Below are 18,800 nucleotides of genomic sequence, written 5' to 3'. Positions count from 1 at the left end.
GAATCGTTCTTTTTCTATTGTTATGTGTCAGGCTGAGTGCAGTTGAAGCCTAATGAGTTATTTGTTTCAGTTGCATTTCTCCTGTACTCAGTTTGGCAGCGTGTAGTAACATTAATTTAATAAACCTGAACTTGATAAATAAAAGAAATACATTACTTTTGCACCCAATTAAAAAATTACACATGGCAACTAACAGAACATTTACAATGTTAAAGCCAGATGCTGTTGAAAAAGGACACATTGGCGCAATACTAGAAAAAATTACAGCTTCAGGTTTTAGAATCGTAGCAATGAAATTAACTCAGATGACAACTGCAGATGCTGAAGAATTTTACGGTATCCACAAAGAACGTCCATTTTTTGGCGAGTTAGTAGAGTATATGACTCGTGGACCAATCGTAGCTGCAATCTTAGAGAAAGATAATGCTGTTGAAGACTTTAGAACTTTAATTGGTGCTACAAACCCTGCAGATGCTGCTGAAGGTACTATCCGTAAGTTATATGCTGCTTCAATAGGTGAAAACGCAGTACACGGAAGTGATAGTGATGAAAATGCTGCTATTGAAGGTGCTTTCCACTTCTCTGGTAGAGAGATGTTCTAAAAAAAATATTTATTTTAGATATGAAAAGACCATCTGTTAGGATGGTCTTTTTTTTTGAGATAGTTCCATCTATAAGTATTCATCTATTAAAGCAATAAGACTAATAGCAGCTTTATTTCTATTGTGAATAGATAGTTTAACAAGTTCTTTTCTATTTAAAGCTTATCGTATTATTTTTCTTCCTTCAATAGAATTTCTAATTTTTAAATTAATTAAATATCATATAATCAATTGATTATATGATTATGGTGAAATGGATATTTTCTTACTTTCTGTTTAATAAACTCAAGTGCTTTTTTCAATTCAAACGACCAAAGTACATTAAGTCAACTATATCCCCTGCAGTTGTTATATAATCCATTCTAATAGTTCCCTCTAGGTCAAAGCCACATTTTTTAGCTACATTTTGAGCAGCTTTATTTGATTTGTGTGTTCTAAGATAGATTTTTTTAAAGTTGAAATTATCGAAACAAAAATCTATAAATAAGTTAAGTGCCTTTGTAGTTATTCCTTTTCCTGCATGCTTTTCATCTGTATAACACCCGATTTCTGTCTTAGGAATTGACCAATCTATATTTTTAAGGTCTATAAATGCAACAAAATTGTTTGTTATATTATCAACTACTAAATATGGGTAATATTCTTTTTTATTCCTTTTCTTATCGATTTCAACCAAAAAGTTTTTAGTAGCTTCTAAATCTCTTGTTTTAGAAACTGTTCCTGTAAAAAAATCTTCTAACCTTTTTCGATTTCTTTCTACAAGATCAAAGTAGGGGTTAAGGTCATCAATCTTTAGAGGTCTTATGGTATAGTTTTCAAAGGTAATCATCAATTAATTGAAATTGTTTTGTTAAGTATCATTGTATGTGTTATGATGTGTAATAATTTTGATTTCTATGATTTTCTTATATTTCTTGATAAAAATGCTAAAAGACTTTCATAACTAGCTGATAACAAGTAATTACTCATACTCATTATAAGGACTAGTCCTTATCCACTCAATGGCACTTTTAGACATTTTTTTATAGTTGTGACCTGTGTTTTTTACAGTGTCTATTTCCCAATTAAATGTCCAATTATTTTTGTTCTTCAATTCTTTATTCACATTAAAAAATGTTGTTCCACGTTCCAACCTATGAGCTCCTTGTTCCATTGCTAAATCTGTTGTTCTAAAAGTTCCTAAACTTGGATCATTATCTAATTCTCCTAATAGAATAACCAATCTTTTTTTATAAGCTTTTTGTACATTTGTCTCTGTGTTTTTCACTCCATAGGGAAATTCAAGATTCTCGTTTGGCAAAGTGTAAAATCCAGAATTTGCGGCAATAGCTGTTCCGATTCTAGACTCTGGCATTAGCATAACCATTCTATGTACAAATTGTCCGCCAGCGGAATGACCAAAAATATCGTACTGCTCGTTGGTGATATTATTAACTGATTTAATGTGGTCGAAAATGTTTTCAATGACTGTGTAAGCCCATTCGCTTTTCGGGTTTTTAGTTCCGAAGAAGGTAAATAAATTCCCTTCTTGATAGTCGTTTGTTGTATATTTTGAAAACTTATTCTCGAATTCAGGTGCTATAATGAGTAGGTTATTTTTATCAGCTAATTCAATCCATGCGTTTAGATAATCATCTGCATTTCGTCCGCCACCATGCATTACAAAAACTATTTTGTCTTTGTCGTTCCAACTTTTAGGTTTGTATGTCCACACTTTGATTGATTTTCGCTCACTATCTTTATAAGCATGCATAACAAAAGTGTCTGTACCTACATTAATTTTATTGGTTGCAGTAATTTCAGGGCCTTTTGGTAGCACATAGAGGTAAATATAACCTACCACTGAGAGCAATAAAAGAATGGAAAATGTATATAAAATTATCTTTTTTAAGATTCTGAGTGTTTTGTTCATTTGGCTGTTTTTTTGCTTTAAAAAACTAAAACTTTTCTAATTTTTCAGGTAAAGTTCTAGAGTGATTTTATAAGGCTAGAATAGAAAGTAAATAATTATTACTTTACAAAACATGATTTTATTTTGTAATTATTATTATACCAGCTATAAATATAGGAGGAGTAATAATCATAATTGAATACCAACCATAAACTTGCCAAATATATTTACGTTTAACTTTTTTTATGTTTTTAGGGGTTACTTTTTTAGGTGCAATTTTCTCGAAATAATCTATATTGCTAATTTGGAACATATCATAATCTATTGGTGAATGGTTTTGGTAATTCCTCAAAACATTTTGATATTTTTCAGAGAGATTCTTTCCGAAAGTGTATTGTTCGTATTCCGATGGCTTTTTCTTTAAGGTTTTAAATACACGTAAATCATTATAAAGGACAGATAATTCAAGTCCACAATCATGAAATATTTTTGCATTTAGTTTATAATCTTGTGCATTCTCAAATTGGCTGACAACTAAAACTAAAATTGATAATGCAGTAATAATGTAATTTATTATATCTTCATTATTGCCAGTATTAATGTTGTAAACAGAGATCAAACTTGCAATTATCAAGTAAGCTGAAAGAAATGCTAAGCTGATATTTGACAATTTAGCTTTAATTTTTAATCTTTTGTCGGCGTGAAATCTAGCAGCTTTGGTTGACCATATTTTATAATTCAACTCCTCTAAGAAACTTTTTTCTAAGTATTTTTTAGGTCCAGTAAATTGGTTATTTTTTTTTGACATTAACTTTGTTTTAAAATTTTTCAATAAACTTATTACGAGTCTTTTTGTTTCAAAAGGTAGTTTATACTCAAAAATATTCTTGTTTCGTTTTGGTATAATTCCTAGTGCTGAAAATGATATTTAAGAAACCTAAAATTATTCTTGAATGTAATTCATGTCATCAATTAAATCTTTATTGACATAAGCCCGAATCTTTGAATCTATTTCAGAGAATTTTGATTCCAAATTATTTTCGATTTTATGTTCTTTGTTCCCTTTGAGTAATTCTTTTAATTCAAGTTGTTGTTTCAATATTTCTTTTAAATACTCAGAGTTTAGCCTATTAAATTGATGAGAACGCCAAATAAGTCTAGTTATATTTATTCTAAACTCAGGATTATTTAATTCGTTTAAAATTTCGTTATCAGTCATAATTACATTTTAAGTTTAATGGTGAGATAACAATAAAACATCAAATCGGTTATACCCACCTTACATTCAAACAAGTAAGATAATTATAATTTTAGTATTGTTTATAGTTGCCAGCTTTGTTTTTAGAGTGTTATGTTTTATTGTTTTTATGGTTGGTTTTTTTGGTTTTTGGTTGAAAATCGTCAGTTCGAGTGGTTTTTCAAGATGAAAAGATGAAAAATTATATGGAGAGTAATAAAAGCAGTTCTCCATACATTAAAACGACAGACGTATTAACACTCGAAATGACGGTTTCATAATTACTAACTGTCTCATCAGTCGTAAAAAGATGTTCTAAGTTACTGTTATTTAGAAGTAATTTTTAAAAAATTACAATTCGTCATTAAAAACATACAGTTCGGTAATTCCTATTTTAAAAAGCTAGAGTTGTGAAAGATATTTGTACCGTAATCATAAAATATCAATCAAGACATCATGAACACACTAGTAAAAATCGCAGTTATATTGGTTTTAGCGTTAACCAATAATCAAGCAAAAGCGCAGACCAATTTTGAAAAAGGAATGACCAAAGCCTTTGAACTTTGGGAAGAAGGTAAATGGGACGAAGCCGAAAATATGTTTGAACGTATTGCCAAAGCAGAACAAGACCAATGGTTACCTAATTATTATGTAGCACAAATGAATAGCTTAAAAAGTTGGAATGAAAAAGATGCTACGGTAATAAAAGCACAATTAGGTAAAGCGCAAGAACATTTAGATATCGCAAAAACAAAGTCTTCTGAAGAGAATGTAGAGTTAATCATTATGCAAGCGCAAATCTATACCAACTGGATTGTGTTTGATGGCATGACCTACGGCATGAAGTATAGCGGAAAAGTAAATGAACTGTACAAAAAAGCATTAGAGCTAGAGCCAGAAAACCCAAGAGCCGTATTTTGTAAAGCTGACTGGGAGATGGGAAGTGCTAAATATTTCGGGAAGGATACCACACCTTATTGTGATGAAATAGAAGCATCATTAGAACTTTTTGATACCTTTAAGCCAGAGAGTGCTTTTCATCCAAACTGGGGAAGAGAACGTGCTGAAGAAGTTACAAAATCTTGTAAAGAATAAATTATAAAAATGATTATGAACAAGAAAGTTAAAAATATCATTATCACCTTTTTTTTAGGCTGTATTGTATTTGTTATTGGAACACTGCTTTCTGGTGGATTTCATTACGAGAGTACCAATGAGTTTTTAATTTACTTTGCCATATATCAACTCTATACTTTTGTTCTAAACTATGTAAATACGTTGTTTTTCGATTTCTTGGAAAAGCGAAAAATTAGAGATTATGAAATTTTAAAACGTATTGTTTATGGCATTTTAGGAAGCACAGTAATAACTTTAGTTACCATATTTTTATTACGGGTTTTTGTAGAAGTCATCATTTTTGGACAAGCGTTTGAAGTCTTCCTCGCTAATGAAACTTGGAGCGGCTATTCATTCGGTCTTTGGATTACTTTGACTATCGTTTCTATCTTTTATGTCATTTACTTTTACAATCGTTACCAGAAGAATAAAATAAAAGAACAAAAAGTTATTGCAGGCGCAGCAAGTGCTAGGTTTGATGCCTTAAAAAATCAGTTAGATCCGCATTTTTTGTTCAATAGTCTTAATGTATTAACGAGCTTAATTGAGGAAAATCCTAATGCAGCACAAAAGTTTACAACGTCGCTTTCTAAAGTATATCGTTATGTTTTAGAACAGAAGAATAAAGAATTAGTAACGGTTGATGAGGAACTGAGTTTTGCTAAGACTTATATGTCGCTTTTAAAAATGCGTTTTGAGGATAGTATCATTTTTGAAATGCCTGAAAAAGCTTCAAATCCAGATTGTAAAGTCGTGCCATTGTCGCTTCAATTGTTGTTGGAAAATGCAGTGAAACATAATATGGTAACCTCAAGCAAACCGTTGCACATTAAAATATATGAAGATGGAAATTACCTTGTAGTGATGAACAATCTTCAACTAAAACAAATTGTAAAGAAAAGTAGTGGAGTAGGTCTAGAAAACATTAAACAACGTTATAGCCTATTATCCAACAGAAAAGTTATTATCAATCAACGAGAGAAGGATTTTGCAGTTGCGATTCCGATGCTCACAAAACAAGTGTCAGTTATGAGAACAGCACAAAAATCAAGAGAACGTCTTAACGACGATTATGTAAGAGCTCGCAAACGCGTAGAAGAATTAAAAGGTTTCTATTACAGCTTAATATCCTATGTGTTTGTCATACCATTTTTGGTATTTATATGGTACAACTATTCTAGCCATACCATACAATGGTTTTGGTTTCCGGCCTTTGGTTGGGGATTGAGTCTAGTATTTCAAGCCTACAGAGTTTTTGTAGATAATGGTGCCTTTGGAGCTGGATGGGAAAAGCGCAAAATTGAAGAATATATGCGCAAAGAGGATGAAAGAAGTCGTTGGAATTAATACTGGAGTTATGAAAAGTTTAGAGAAAGATTTAAAATATCAAAAAGCACAACGTAAGGTTGAAAAACTAAAACGCTTTTATTCGCACTTAGCTGTTTTTATTGCCATTAATACGGTTATTACAATTGTAAAAGTGATGTATGGAGTAAAAGCAGGACAAACTATTAGTGAAGCCATTTTTAGTTTTTCTACATTACTAACATGGATGGCTTGGGGCATTGCTTTGGCATTGCATGCGTTTTCAGTGTTTATTTTACCAAAATTGGTAGGTGACGATTGGGAAGAGCGTATGATACAAAAGCATATGAAAGAAGAATTAAATAAAGATTAAAGCATTACACAATGGAAAAATATAGTTTAGAACCGTATAAAGAATCAAGTGATTCTAACAGAGATTATAGAGAAGAGGAAGCTTACTTAAGAGCCAAGAAAAAAGTAGATGCCATTATTGGGTTTTATTGGCATTTGGCAGTCTATGTTGTGGTAAACATCTTTTTAATTTTATTAATTGCCTTAAATTCTGAAAGTGGATTTTCAGGTTTTGGACCTTATGCCACAGCGACATTTTGGGGTATTGGTTTAATATTTCACTTCTTAGGAGTTTTTGGTCCTAACTTTTTCTTCGGTAGTAATTGGGAAAACAAAAAGATTGAAGAATACATGGAAAAGGAACGTAAACGCTGGGAATAAATCAGAAGTGATATGCAACCAAAACAAGACGAAAAAGAGTTATTTCTAAAAGCTCAGAAAAGAGTAAGGCAGATTAAGATATTTTATTGGCATTTAGCCTTATATCTTATTGTAATGGCACTAATTCTACTGAACTTTTACGTTATGGAAGAAGGGCCTTATGTAAAGCCAATAACAGGTTTAAATGTGTCAATAATTGTGCTGTGGAGTATTGCCATTATTGTAAATGCTATCGTAGTTTTTAGAAAAAAACCAATTTTTAATAAAGACTGGGAAGAGAAAAAGATAGAAGAATATTTAAAGGATAAGCACCAAGAAGAACAGACCTTTTGGGAATAAATTAAATACATTAAAAAGAATAACTGACCAATGAACGTAATCATTATAGAAGACGAAAAACCATCAGCAAGACGATTGCAACGTATGCTAAAAGCTTTGGATATTGAGGCGGAAACCATGTTGCATTCTGTGGAAGAATCCATAGCTTGGTTTCAGGAGAATGAGCATCCCGATTTAATATTTTTAGACATACAGTTGAGTGACGGCTTATCGTTTGAAATTTTTGAAGCTATAAAAATCAATTCTGCGGTAATCTTTACAACGGCTTATGATGAGTATGCGCTACAAGCTTTTAAACTCAACAGTATAGATTATTTACTAAAACCAATTGATGAGGATGATCTTAAAACAGCTGTAGAAAAATTTAAAGGTCGTACACCTCAAAAACAATCGGTAAGTTTAGATTTTAACGATATCAAAAAACTTTTGGTCAATCCTATAGAACGAGAATATAAAAAACGTTTCTCTGTAAAAGTTGGTCAACATATTAAGCTTATAAATATTGAAGATATAGAATGTATTTATAGCGAAAACAAAGGAACATATGCACATACTTCTGAAGGTAGAGATTATCTTCTAGATGTCACCTTAGATCAACTTGAAGATGAATTAGAACCAGATGTATTTTTCAGGATTAGTCGTAAATTCTATGTTAACATCAACGCTATCAAAGATATTATCAGTTATACCAATTCTAGACTTCAAATAAAACTGAATCACTTCAGTGAGCAGGAGGTTATTGTATCACGCGAGCGTGTGAAAGATTTTAAAAACTGGTTAGAATAGATTTAATCTTCAACTCTATTATCATCAAAAGCCGATGGTAACATATTAGGGATAAGTTTCGCAAAAATTGGTAATAAAATGGCTCCACCAGGTAGCATAAAAATAGCCAAACTTGGTACGGTTTTTAAAATATCCAATAATTGTTCTTGTAGTTGTTTTTGCTCTTCTTTGGTTAAATCTGAATGTGTTGATTTCGAAATTAGAGAGAGTAACTCTTTACTTTGTCTCAACTCTTTTACTAAGCGTTTACTGTTTCTTCGGATGAGTTTGTTAACCAGCTGAGATGAGTTTTCATAAAAGTTACTGATAGGATTAGATTGCTGAAAAAGCATAATTTCCTTTCGGTGTTCTTTATGAAAATTATTAACGTCTATAATGGATTTATAAATTTCGTGCTCTTCTAAATCTAATCGTTTTTCTAAGCTTTTTAGGAATCTAAATTCCGATTTTTCAAGTATTTCATCATCCCAAATGGAAAGACACATTAAGTCCAGAAGATATTTTTTCTCATGATAATTAATGTTGTAATCAATATCATAGATTAAATCTTCTACATCGAGCTCTTCATCATCTACAAAAGAGGTTGAGGTTTCTATAATTTCAATAATCTCCTTATCGTAATCGGTAATTTTACTTTTTGAATTCAAGGATTGGTATAGTGTACCAATAATGATACTCTCTAAGTTAGCTGCATAAGATTTTATGTCAAACTCACGTCTCAGGTGTGTTTCAAAAGTAAGAACATCTACAAAGAGTAGTGAGTTGGTAATAGACTTATTAAAATTTCTAGTTAATAGGTTGTCATCAATCTGAATACGGTCGTGAATAAGTCGTTCTAACATCGACGTTTCACTCTTTCCTATCACTAATTTATCCCAAAGGTTTAAATCCGAAACTTCAAGTTGTGTGTAGAATTTTAAGAGCTTGGAGATAAATTCCTCAGTAGTAAAATAAGGGTTATGATACCTGTATACATGATAGAAAGCCGTAATTAAATTTACTTTGGCAAGTTCGTCTTCAGAATATTTATGAATTTTTTTAATAGCATGTGTTATACCAACATTAACACCATAGATAAAACCATTCTGTTTTAAACCTTCGTAGAGGTCTTCATAAGTTTCATAGGGCAATGGGTTCTTAGAAATCTGAGAACAAAAATTAACTATCCAACCGCTTGTTGACGGGTTCATAAACCATTTTCAATTTGATGATGCAAAATTAATTTTTTATGTGGATTTAGCATCAATTTATTTCATTAACAAAATTTTAACAAAACTGCTATGATGATAATTGCGTAGGTAATGCAGAGACACAAATAATTAACAAATCTCAAAATTATGAAAAAAACAAAACTATTATTCGCAACAGCAATCGTGGTGGTAGCTACTTTTGTTGCCATTGCAGCAGATCATATCGATGCTCCTGCAGTCACAAACGGAACGAGTGACATTACAGATTTCTACGCTTTTCAAGGCGAAAACACTTCAAACATTGCTTTTGTAGCTAATGTACAAGGACTTTTAGGTCCTGGTAGTGACACCCAAAATGCAGCTTTTGATGAAAATGTATTAATAGAGTTTAATATTGACACCAATGGTGACAATGTTGAAGACTTAGTGATTCAAGCCACTCCAAGAGATGGGAAAATGTATGTTTTCGGACCAACAGCTCCTTCACAAACAGGATTAAATAGCACAATTGCTTCAACTTCTTCAAATCAAGTCGTGGTAGATATTACTCCTTACGGACAATCAGCAATTGTTGAATCTTCAGGTGGAATTATGGCCTTTGCAGGACCAAGAGATGATCCTTTCTTTATGGATTTTGCACAGTATGGACAAATTATAGGTGGTAATGCCACAAGTTTTAACGATCCGGGTATGGACACATTTGCAGGAAGTAATGTGATGTCTGTAGTTGTTGAAGTACCAAAATCTATGATTGGTGGATCAGGTACGATAAACACTTGGGTAGAATCTAAAAGAAAACAATAAGAACTTAAAAATTAGAACACATGAAATTTAATACTATAAAACTTTTTGCAATCGCAGTTGTAGTGTCAATGACAGCTTACAATTGTAGTAATGACGACGAAGGAGGCTATGTAGCTCCAACAGGACCTGATTTTTCAGGGACTTATGCACAAGAAGATCAAATGGGACGACCAGCTGTGAATACAGTATTTGTGTCCTCAGGAATGAAAGATGCTTTTAATACAACAGTACCTTCACAACAGAATGCAGCTTTTCAATCTATGTTTCAAACAAATCTTGAGGCATTGAGTCCAGCGTATGCAAATCCAGGTGATACAAATGCCTTAGGATTAGACTCTGCAACTTTCACAGGACTTTTAGCAACAGATGTACTTAATGTTTCTTTAGACGGAACAACAACATTTTACGATGGTACAAATGTACTTACTGGTAGAGCTTTAGCTGATGATGTCATCACAGTAGAATTGCTTTTAATCTTTGGCGGTGAAGATTTTAGCGAAAACCCAGGTTTATCCAATGATAACGTAGATGCCAACGATAAAGCATTTACAACCGCTTTCCCTTATCTAGCTTCGCCATGGTAGGTTGCTAGATCTCAATTCTGAAGTGGAGCATTTGGGACATTTGTTTCGCTTCAGAATTATTTTAAAAACAAAAAACTCATAAAAACAAATAATCATGATACTAAGAAGATACCTTCCCCTCATTGTATTAGTAGTAATGTATAGTTGTGATAAAAAAATCACCAAATCAGAAGACTATAACACCTACTTAGATACTAAAATTGATAGCACAGAACTAATGCAAAGTGCTCAATTTTGGACAGATAAACTACAAAATGGGCCAAATCAATTCCCTTATTTAGCAAAACGCGCTAGTGCGTACACACAAATATTTAATACTACAGGCAATATTTCTTACTTAATAAAAGCAGAAGAGGATTTAGTTAAAGCTATAGAAATGACTGGAGGCAAACAAGCGTCTTATCTTAAGATATTAGCTTCTAATTATATTTCTCAACATCGCTTTAAAGAAGCATTGGAATTGCTGAAAAAAGCAGAAGAAAATGGTGAAAACTTAACAGGAACCAAAAAGATGCTTTTTGATGTGTATTTAGAACTTGGTGATTACCTTAAAGCAGAAAGCTATTTATTCCAGATTAAAAATACATCAGATTTTGATTATCTCATTCGCTTAGCAAAATGGCAAGATCATAATGGTAATCTAGAAAAAGCGATAGAAAATATGGAAGCTGCGGCAAAGATTGCAGAATCTTCTAATCTAAAAAGTAACAAGCAATGGTCTTATACCAATTTGGCCGACTTTTATGGACATGCTGGAGAGATAGAGAAATCTTACCAATACTATTTAAAAGCTTTAGAATTGGACACTAATGATGCGCATGCCAAACGTGGTATTGCTTGGATAGCCTATTCTTATGAGAAAAACCCTGAAGAAGCTTTAAGAATTCTAAACCATGTAACATCCTATTATGAAGCGCCAGATTATAATTTGTTAAAAGCTGAAATCGCAGAATTCAAAAGTGATGATAAACTAAAAGAAAATGCTTTAAAAGATTATCAAAAATCAGTAGCAAACAAGCTTTATGGTGATATGTATAATAAATATAATGTATTGCTTTTAATTGAAGATTTAAAGCGTCGTGAAGAAGCTATTGCGATAGCATTAGAGGAGGTAGAAAATAGACCAACACCAGAATCTTACGATTTATTGGCTTGGAGTTATTTTAAGCAAGGAGATATAGAGAAGGCATATGCAATTGTTGTTAAACATATAGAAGGTCAAACCTTTGAACCAGAGGTTTTATACCACATTGCTGAAATATATAAAGCTGCTGGTAAAGAGGAACAAGTTATGCCTATTAAAGAAGAATTATTGGCAAGCTTATATGAGCTAGGGCCAACAATGGAGGCTAAAATTAAACAACTGTAATCATGAAAAATTTAATTTTAGTAGTATTGTTTTTGAGCTTTGCTTTTACTGTAACAGCTCAAAACATAAAAGGACTTGTGGCTAATGAGCTCAATCAACCTTTAGAAGCTGCCTATGTTTATAATTTGAACTCAGAATCTCATGCACACACTTCAGAAAATGGTATGTTCGTTATAACGGATACAAAAGTTGGTGATTCTTTAAAAATAGGTTTACTCGGCTATAAAACAAAGACGATTATATTAGAGACTACGGAGTTTCAAAATATCATTTTAGAAGAAAAAGCCTTTCAGTTAGATGAAATGGTTATTGAAGAAGAATTGAATACGGTAAGCACAATTTCCCGATTAGATCTTAAAGTAACACCTGTAAATTCTTCACAGGAAGTTTTAAGAAAAGTACCAGGTTTATTTATTGGCCAACATGCAGGTGGAGGTAAGGCTGAACAGATTTTCCTCAGAGGATTTGACATCGATCATGGAACTGATGTTTCTATCTCAGTAGATGGTATGCCAGTCAATATGGTGTCCCATGCACATGGACAAGGTTATAGCGATTTACACTTTTTAATTCCAGAAACGGTAAATAAAATCGATTTTGGTAAAGGTGGTTATTATGCACAGGAAGACGATTTTAACACTGCAGGTTATGTAGATTTTAGTACCAGAGATTATCTAGAAAATAGTAGTATTTCATTCTCAGCAGGACAATTCAATACGCTTAGAACAGTTGGATTGTTCGACCTTATGGAAAATACAAAAAATCAAAATGCATATATGGCAATTGAATATTTGGCAACGGACGGTCCTTTTGAGTCTCCTCAAAATTTCAACCGCTTAAACATGTTTGGAAAATACGTTATGTTTTCTCCTGAAAATGACAAACTAACTTTAACGGCTTCTCATTTTACTAGTCGTTGGGATGCCTCAGGTCAAATTCCGCAACGTGAAGTTGATAATAGAAATATTTCACGTTTTGGAGCTATAGATGATACCGAAGGAGGTGAGACCGAACGTACCAATTTCAATGTAACGTTCGATAAGTATATTAATGATAATACTTCAATAAGTACTGATGCGTTTTATTCGCGTTATGCCTTTGAATTGTATTCTAATTTCACATTTTTCTTAGAAGATCCTGTTAATGGAGATCAGATAAAACAGAAAGAAGATCGTAATATTTTCGGTGCAAATTCAACATTGAAATACGCAACATTTTTAGGTGATACCGAATTCAATCTAACTACAGGTTTAGGATTTAGACATGACATTGTAAATGACATAGAACTTTCTCATACTTTAAATAGAACAGAAACTTTAGAATACATTCAACTTGGCGATATCAATCAAACAAATATTGATGCTTTTGCCAAAGCAGAGTTTGAATTTGGAAAATTTAAAATCGCTCCAGCGTTACGATTAGATTATTTCAAGTTTATGTACAACGATCAATTACAAACTGCTTACGAAACACAATCGGAGACCAAGACTATTTTAAGTCCAAAGCTTAACTTTTACCTAAATGCTAAAGATAATTTACAACTGTACTTAAAGTCTGGTTTGGGCTTTCATTCTAATGATACTAGAGTAGTTGTGGCTAATGGAGGTGAAGATATTTTACCACGTTCTTATGGAGCTGATTTAGGAACTGTTTGGAAACCGTTTCCAAAGCTTGTTGTTAATTCTGCGTTGTGGTACTTATTTCTAGAGCAAGAGTTTGTGTATGTAGGTGATGCAGGAATTGTGGAGCCAAGTGGAAAAACAAGACGCTATGGTTTGGATTTAGGCCTACGTTATCAAGCTAATGATTGGTTGTTTTTAGATGCAGATGCTACTGTTACAGAAGCTAGAAGTATAGATGATCCTGATGGTGAAAACTATATTCCTCTAGCACCAGATTTCACATTAACAGGTGGTTTGTCTGTTGATGATTTAGATAATTTTTCTGGAGGTATACGATTTAGATACTTAGATGACAGACCTGCGAATGAAGATAATTCTATAGTCGCTGAAGGTTATTTTATTACAGACTTAAACATCAATTATGAATTTAATGATATCACTTTAGGTGTGGCAGTAGAAAACCTTTTTGATGTGGCTTGGAATGAAACACAGTTTGCAACAGAATCGAGATTACAAAATGAAACGCAGTCGGTAGAAGAAATACATTTTACACCAGGAACACCATTCTTTATAAAAGGCATGGTAACCTATAAGTTTTAAATAGATATCAAGGTTTAACTTGTGGGGAAGCAAGTTAATTCAAGTTGATTGATTGCTAGCAAGAAAGATTAATCATTGATTAATCATATCATGATTGCTCATGATGTTTTTGAGTTTTTTTGTTAGTTGGGCACCCACGTTTAGGCGTGGGTGTTTCTATTTATAGAATCAGGAATGTTAATTAGTATGGTTGTTGAGGATTTTTAATTATTTTTAGGATAATTTATGATTTTGCAAATTTTAGGCTATGAATTTTTTCAATAAAGTAAAATGGATTTTAGGTATACTGATTGTATTTGTGTTGATTATTACGACTAATCTAATTGATAGAAACAACTTTGTTAGAGTTAGAGATTCGGTAGTTACCATCTATGAAGACCGACTTATTGTAAAAGGTATTATCTATGATATTTCAAAAACAATTCAAGAAAAAGAGTTAGCTGTCGCTAAATCTGATACGTCTTTTTTTGACGCTGAAAATCCTAAAATAAATAAGGAATTAGAAGTCTTGATTTCAAATTATGAAAAAACAAAACTCACTGATGAAGAAAATAAGAACTTTAATGATTTGAAAGCACATCTCAAAGATTTAAAGGCTTCTGAACAACAATTTATAGACTCTGAGTTGAGTGATAAAAGTGCGATTAATAATGACATAAACGCGATAAAAGCCAATTTAGATGATTTATCTAGAATTCAATTAGATGAAGGCAACAAACAAATGGCCATTAGTAAACGCGCTATTGATACAGTAGAACTGTTTACCCAAATGGAAATTTATTTTTTAATATTCTTAGCGTTGTTGATACAAATCATCATTATATACCAACCAAAAGATAAAAGTTAGTCGTTTTTAAACCTTACCGATTCTTAAGAGTATAGGAAATGTGACCAGCTTGGTTTCATCAGTTTTCCAAAGAGGTTTCAGTTCTTTTTCAAGAGCATTGACAGGATTGGTATTGTTGTTTTTGATGTAATGTTTTACAGCAGACCAAGTGTTAAGATATCCAATGAGGTGTACTAATGTCCAGCTGTATGTGTTTTCAAAATCTGGAGTTGTAATCTCCTTGAAAGGAAAAGGTATGGTTTGGTAGTTGTTATCAATATATTGGCGTTCCTTATCCCAATAAGATCCAATAATGTTCGTGTAAAAGTGAGAAATAACACTATCAATTTCTGGAGAAATCTTAATCAATCCATAACCAACAGCACAAATTATAGCATTCTGTTTAGCTGTACGCTTTACTTCGGTATAAAACTTTTCAAAATCAAACCAATGAATGGCTTGAGCTACAATAACTAAATCAAATGTATTGTCCTTAAAATTAGTTTTCTCAGCAGGTTGCACCGAATAGGCTATGTTCATTGCTTCTAAAGCTTCATCTAATTGTGATTGACTAATATCTGTAGCACAAACATTTTTAAAATATTTAGACAACTCAAAAGCCACTTGGCCATTACCAGTACCACAATCCCAAGCATTTATTTTTTCGGGTATTAAAGTGTTTAAATACTCAAAAAAAGCTGTAGGATATTTAGGTCTGTATTTGGCATAATTATCTGAAGCTGTAGAGAAGTTGTCTTTCAATTTTGAAGAGATATTAATGGTATATTTTTAATGTGATATTCTTCAATTAGGATTAAAAATTGAATTTAACTTTTTAACTCCAATTCAATTTTTCTTCCGTCTATTACAATAGTTTTTATAATTTCTTCCTTGGAAATGGGATATTTAAATTCAATACCAACTTTAATTTTTTTGTTCGGTTTTATTTTTTGTTCAAATTGTTTGGGATTGCCGCTTAATTTCATTGCTTTAATAACCATTTCTAGTTCATTAAGTTTAGAATTTGCATCCAATAAATAAAAATCTCTAAAATCTACAATTTGAGTTTCTGAGGAATTGTTTCTTAGCTCTAATGTCATAGAAATATATCTTTGCCCTTTTTTAGCTATATAAGTTAAATGATTTCTACTTGTCGTACGACTTTTACTCATGTTATATACTCGAAAATCTACATTTTCATTGAACTCATAAAAAATTTTTCTATCAATTTTTTGGGCTGAAACAGAAATAGAAAAAAGTAAAAAAAGGAAAATGATTCTACGCATATTGAAATAATTTAATTTTTCTCTAATCTAATGAATAAAACTGAGTAATGGCTCAGTACAAAAATTTCTAGATGAATATGAAGATTAATTTTTACAAATAGACAATGCCTAATAATTAATTACAATTTTTTAAAAATTAAATCCTATTGATAAGTAAAATTTGAAGTAACTGTTCCGTTGTCAAAACCATTTGTTGTATAAGCAGCAGTCCTGCTTATTGGATAATTATCCGAATCATATTGAATTGTGATAATAGTAGTAGAATTAATTTCATTATTTTATTCATCAATTTCCGACTGAATCAACTCTAAGATTTCATTAGATAATTTTAAAATTTCTTTTTGATACCTTAAGTTGATGTTATGATAAATTACACAATTTTCTACTAGGTTTTCAAACTCTAAAGAAGAGAGCATATCATTATTAGACACATCGAAACCAGATTTTGGAATTTTTAAGTCCGATTTAGACTTTGAGAAAATGTAATTATCGACATTGAGCCAGCTTCCGTTTTTTGTAACATAACGAATGAGTTCTGATTCGCTTCCCTCAAGATATGCCTCCTTACGTGCTAACTTATCTAGATTTGGAGCCCAAGATGATAGCTTACTTCTTAATTGTACATTTTTTAAAATCCCTAGATTACCTGAGTTAATTAAATCGTTTAAAAAACCATTTTGAGCATTAAATATTTGTCCGCTTACTGTGGCAAGTAGCAAGTTATCGAGAAGAAAGTTATCCGAATTATTTTTTCCGGTATGTTTAAGAATCTCTAGGCTTTTGTTGATGCTAGATTCTGTGGATGCAATGATGTTCTCAAGTTCTTTTTTATTGAGTTCAAAATCTACTTTTAGATTATATAAGGCTTCTTGTTCTAACTCATTTTTTTTGTTGTTATCATTCCAGTTATTGATTTGTAAGGCAATCAAAATTCCAATAACGACAAGAATAATTTCTCCGATTGCATATTTAAAATACTTTCCAGTTTTTCCTTCTGAAAGTAAATTTTGTCTGATTTTTCTAAAGAATTTTATCATTGGTTAGTGGTTTGTTGTTGTGATATTGTGAAATGAAATCAGGGTTAGTTGTTACTATTTTCAGAAATAGGTGAGAGCAAGCTATTACTTATAGGCATTAATTTACAGTGTTATTTGTTGATTTTGGTATATTCCTTTGAATCCTCAATTGCTTTCTTATAATCTTTTATTATCGATTCGAGCTGTATAATATCGGGTAATTCGTTAGACTGATAATTATGTATCATAGGTTCAGTAATGAATAATTTCATTAGAATAAGTTTATCTCGTAGAGTCGATTTTAGTTCTTCAATTGAATCCATTTTGCTTTCATGTTTTGAGACTTTTTTTTCATAGCTCGATTCTAACTTTTCAATTATATCAATCATTTCAATTTTCCAAATACTATCATTCAAGTTATTAGCATAGCTTTTTGCTGTAGACCAATATCTTTTATTGATATTTCTATATTTTAAATATTCTTTTGTTTTTTCGGTTAAACTGTCCGAAGAGATTTCTTCAATTCGATCATTTAATTCTTCCAATTTTTGATTTTTACTAAGTGCTTCTTTGTAAAGGTTATCAATAATATTTCCATCATATCGATATGTACTTAAAATTCTACTTTCTGTTCCTTCAAGAGTTTCAGGTGTTTCGTTTAATTTGTCAATAGTAGATTGTTTTTTGTCGTTTTTAGAACAACCAACAATTAAAATTGCGATAAGAAATATAATGTGAATGGATTTCATGTTGAGTTTTTTCATAATTGTGAACGACGGTCTCGTATAACCGTCAGTTACGGGTTTATATGTTTTACTTTTCGGTTAAGCACTGACGTTAGCAATTCCGAGTGGATTCGGACGTAGTCGAATCCGCCGTAATTGCGGTTGTACATTGTTGGCAAATCGTTTTTATTTCAGTTGTTTCTTTTTGCAAAGATCAAATTCAGTTTTGGTTTTTATAAATTTCACAATGAAATCTTCGGGTTCAGATTTTAAAAAAAGAACTTCAGTTTCGGTTTCATCAATGTCCTCATAGAAAGTTCCAAATAAATATTTTTTTCTTAATTTCAAATAAGGTTCACTTCCAGGACCAGCGAAGTATTCTTGAGTTGCATAAATGATTTCATAATTATCAATTTCCCACGAACTATGTTTTTTTTCAGTTCCAGAATAATCTCCAATAAACTCAAAGAAAAGTATTGTAAATCCAATTCCAATTGTCAAAATCAATGATAAAATCCGATGACTTAATTTATTGGAATGCAATAAAGTAAATCCGATAATAACTATTAAATTTAGGAAGGTAATTTTATAAATATTAGAATGAGCAAAATTCAGTTCAGATTTATATATCAGCAATTCAGCAGTAACTAATATTATCAGAATAATTGCTAAAATGTCTTTAGTTCTCTGTTTTGTCTTGTCCTGAAATAGGTTGACCATTTTTGGATGTATTTTAAATGGTTAAAAATTCCAGCTTGTTATTATTTTTC

At 31.5% G+C, this 18,800-nt stretch carries 22 protein-coding genes; 12 read left to right on the top strand and 10 right to left on the bottom strand.

The features are described from left to right. The first annotated feature begins 182 nt into the window (after positions 1 to 182). On the top strand, positions 183 to 602 hold the full coding sequence (locus QGM60_RS00110) for a nucleoside-diphosphate kinase (protein ID WP_155089679.1): 420 nt from the start codon (positions 183 to 185) through the stop codon (positions 600 to 602). A 298-nt stretch (positions 603 to 900) separates the two neighbouring features. Here the strand turns inward: QGM60_RS00110 and QGM60_RS00105 are convergent, their stop codons facing one another. The 4 genes from QGM60_RS00105 to QGM60_RS00090 all read right to left on the bottom strand — a co-directional run bounded on the left by QGM60_RS00105 (position 901) and on the right by QGM60_RS00090 (position 3,712). Next, a complete protein-coding gene (locus QGM60_RS00105; RefSeq protein WP_281138138.1) occupies positions 901 to 1,431 on the bottom strand; it encodes a GNAT family protein in 531 nt (176 codons plus the stop codon). A 132-nt stretch (positions 1,432 to 1,563) separates the two neighbouring features. Beyond that, a complete protein-coding gene (locus QGM60_RS00100; protein WP_281138136.1) occupies positions 1,564 to 2,514 on the bottom strand; it encodes a hypothetical protein in 951 nt (316 codons plus the stop codon). Positions 2,515 to 2,632: 118 nt separating this feature from the next. After that, positions 2,633 to 3,301, bottom strand: coding sequence for an SLATT domain-containing protein (locus QGM60_RS00095; RefSeq protein WP_281138134.1), 669 nt, complete (start codon positions 3,299 to 3,301; stop codon positions 2,633 to 2,635). 135 nt (positions 3,302 to 3,436) lie between these two features. Further along, a complete protein-coding gene (locus QGM60_RS00090; protein WP_281138132.1) occupies positions 3,437 to 3,712 on the bottom strand; it encodes a hypothetical protein in 276 nt (91 codons plus the stop codon). A gap of 474 nt (positions 3,713 to 4,186) precedes the next feature. On the opposite strand from QGM60_RS00090, the gene QGM60_RS00085 reads away from it, so the two are divergent. From QGM60_RS00085 to QGM60_RS00060, 6 genes are read left to right on the top strand one after another with little or no spacing between them, the layout of a single operon-like run. Then, a complete protein-coding gene (locus QGM60_RS00085; protein ID WP_281138130.1) occupies positions 4,187 to 4,825 on the top strand; it encodes a hypothetical protein in 639 nt (212 codons plus the stop codon). Positions 4,826 to 4,840: 15 nt separating this feature from the next. Next, a complete protein-coding gene (locus tag QGM60_RS00080) occupies positions 4,841 to 6,193 on the top strand; it encodes a histidine kinase (RefSeq protein WP_281138128.1) in 1,353 nt (450 codons plus the stop codon). Next, a complete protein-coding gene (locus QGM60_RS00075) occupies positions 6,171 to 6,524 on the top strand; it encodes a 2TM domain-containing protein (RefSeq protein ID WP_281138126.1) in 354 nt (117 codons plus the stop codon). The genes QGM60_RS00080 and QGM60_RS00075 overlap by 23 nt, the downstream gene beginning before the upstream one ends. Before the next feature lie 11 nt (positions 6,525 to 6,535). Next, entirely contained in the window at positions 6,536 to 6,883 is a 348-nt protein-coding gene (locus tag QGM60_RS00070; protein ID WP_281138124.1) for a 2TM domain-containing protein, read from the top strand. 12 nt (positions 6,884 to 6,895) lie between these two features. Then, positions 6,896 to 7,222, top strand: coding sequence for a 2TM domain-containing protein (locus tag QGM60_RS00065; protein WP_281138122.1), 327 nt, complete (start codon positions 6,896 to 6,898; stop codon positions 7,220 to 7,222). Between the two features lie 30 nt (positions 7,223 to 7,252). Further along, on the top strand, positions 7,253 to 8,008 hold the full coding sequence (locus QGM60_RS00060) for a LytTR family DNA-binding domain-containing protein (RefSeq protein WP_281138121.1): 756 nt from the start codon (positions 7,253 to 7,255) through the stop codon (positions 8,006 to 8,008). A gap of 2 nt (positions 8,009 to 8,010) precedes the next feature. Here the strand turns inward: QGM60_RS00060 and QGM60_RS00055 are convergent, their stop codons facing one another. Next, positions 8,011 to 9,198, bottom strand: coding sequence for an LETM1-related biofilm-associated protein (locus tag QGM60_RS00055; protein ID WP_281138120.1), 1,188 nt, complete (start codon positions 9,196 to 9,198; stop codon positions 8,011 to 8,013). Positions 9,199 to 9,345: 147 nt separating this feature from the next. On the opposite strand from QGM60_RS00055, the gene QGM60_RS00050 reads away from it, so the two are divergent. The 5 genes from QGM60_RS00050 to QGM60_RS00030 all read left to right on the top strand — a co-directional run bounded on the left by QGM60_RS00050 (position 9,346) and on the right by QGM60_RS00030 (position 15,024). Then, on the top strand, positions 9,346 to 10,002 hold the full coding sequence (locus QGM60_RS00050) for a DUF4331 family protein (RefSeq protein ID WP_281138118.1): 657 nt from the start codon (positions 9,346 to 9,348) through the stop codon (positions 10,000 to 10,002). 20 nt (positions 10,003 to 10,022) lie between these two features. Continuing rightward, entirely contained in the window at positions 10,023 to 10,586 is a 564-nt protein-coding gene (locus QGM60_RS00045) for a DUF4331 family protein (protein WP_281138116.1), read from the top strand. Positions 10,587 to 10,680: 94 nt separating this feature from the next. After that, positions 10,681 to 11,955 carry a cell surface protein gene (locus QGM60_RS00040; RefSeq protein WP_281138114.1) on the top strand — a complete coding sequence of 425 codons (1,275 nt, stop codon included), beginning with the start codon at positions 10,681 to 10,683 and terminating at the stop codon, positions 11,953 to 11,955. Between the two features lie 2 nt (positions 11,956 to 11,957). After that, positions 11,958 to 14,177 (top strand): TonB-dependent receptor, encoded by a 2,220-nt coding sequence (locus QGM60_RS00035; protein ID WP_281138112.1) that lies wholly within the window; start codon positions 11,958 to 11,960, stop codon positions 14,175 to 14,177. 247 nt (positions 14,178 to 14,424) lie between these two features. After that, the gene (locus QGM60_RS00030) at positions 14,425 to 15,024 is read left to right on the top strand and encodes an MCP four helix bundle domain-containing protein (RefSeq protein WP_281138110.1); all 600 of its coding nucleotides are present in this window, start codon (positions 14,425 to 14,427) and stop codon (positions 15,022 to 15,024) included. Positions 15,025 to 15,030: 6 nt separating this feature from the next. Here the strand turns inward: QGM60_RS00030 and QGM60_RS00025 are convergent, their stop codons facing one another. From QGM60_RS00025 to QGM60_RS00005, 5 genes are all read right to left on the bottom strand, one after another. Beyond that, complete coding sequence (locus QGM60_RS00025) at positions 15,031 to 15,765, bottom strand: class I SAM-dependent methyltransferase (protein WP_281138109.1); 735 nt, start codon at positions 15,763 to 15,765, stop codon at positions 15,031 to 15,033. Between the two features lie 65 nt (positions 15,766 to 15,830). Next, the gene (locus QGM60_RS00020; protein ID WP_281138108.1) at positions 15,831 to 16,289 is read right to left on the bottom strand and encodes a DUF4352 domain-containing protein; all 459 of its coding nucleotides are present in this window, start codon (positions 16,287 to 16,289) and stop codon (positions 15,831 to 15,833) included. A 278-nt stretch (positions 16,290 to 16,567) separates the two neighbouring features. Beyond that, the gene (locus QGM60_RS00015) at positions 16,568 to 17,326 is read right to left on the bottom strand and encodes a DUF6090 family protein (protein ID WP_281138107.1); all 759 of its coding nucleotides are present in this window, start codon (positions 17,324 to 17,326) and stop codon (positions 16,568 to 16,570) included. Between the two features lie 110 nt (positions 17,327 to 17,436). Continuing rightward, complete coding sequence (locus QGM60_RS00010) at positions 17,437 to 18,069, bottom strand: hypothetical protein (RefSeq protein WP_281138105.1); 633 nt, start codon at positions 18,067 to 18,069, stop codon at positions 17,437 to 17,439. Between the two features lie 147 nt (positions 18,070 to 18,216). Beyond that, complete coding sequence (locus QGM60_RS00005; protein ID WP_281138103.1) at positions 18,217 to 18,750, bottom strand: hypothetical protein; 534 nt, start codon at positions 18,748 to 18,750, stop codon at positions 18,217 to 18,219. Between the last annotated feature and the right edge of the window lie 50 nt (positions 18,751 to 18,800).

The sequence above is a fragment of the Winogradskyella sp. SYSU M77433 genome (assembly GCF_029911945.1).
In the GTDB taxonomy this organism is placed as follows: Bacteria; Bacteroidota; Bacteroidia; order Flavobacteriales; family Flavobacteriaceae; genus Winogradskyella.
This window is presented reverse-complemented; position numbering and strand designations above follow the sequence as displayed.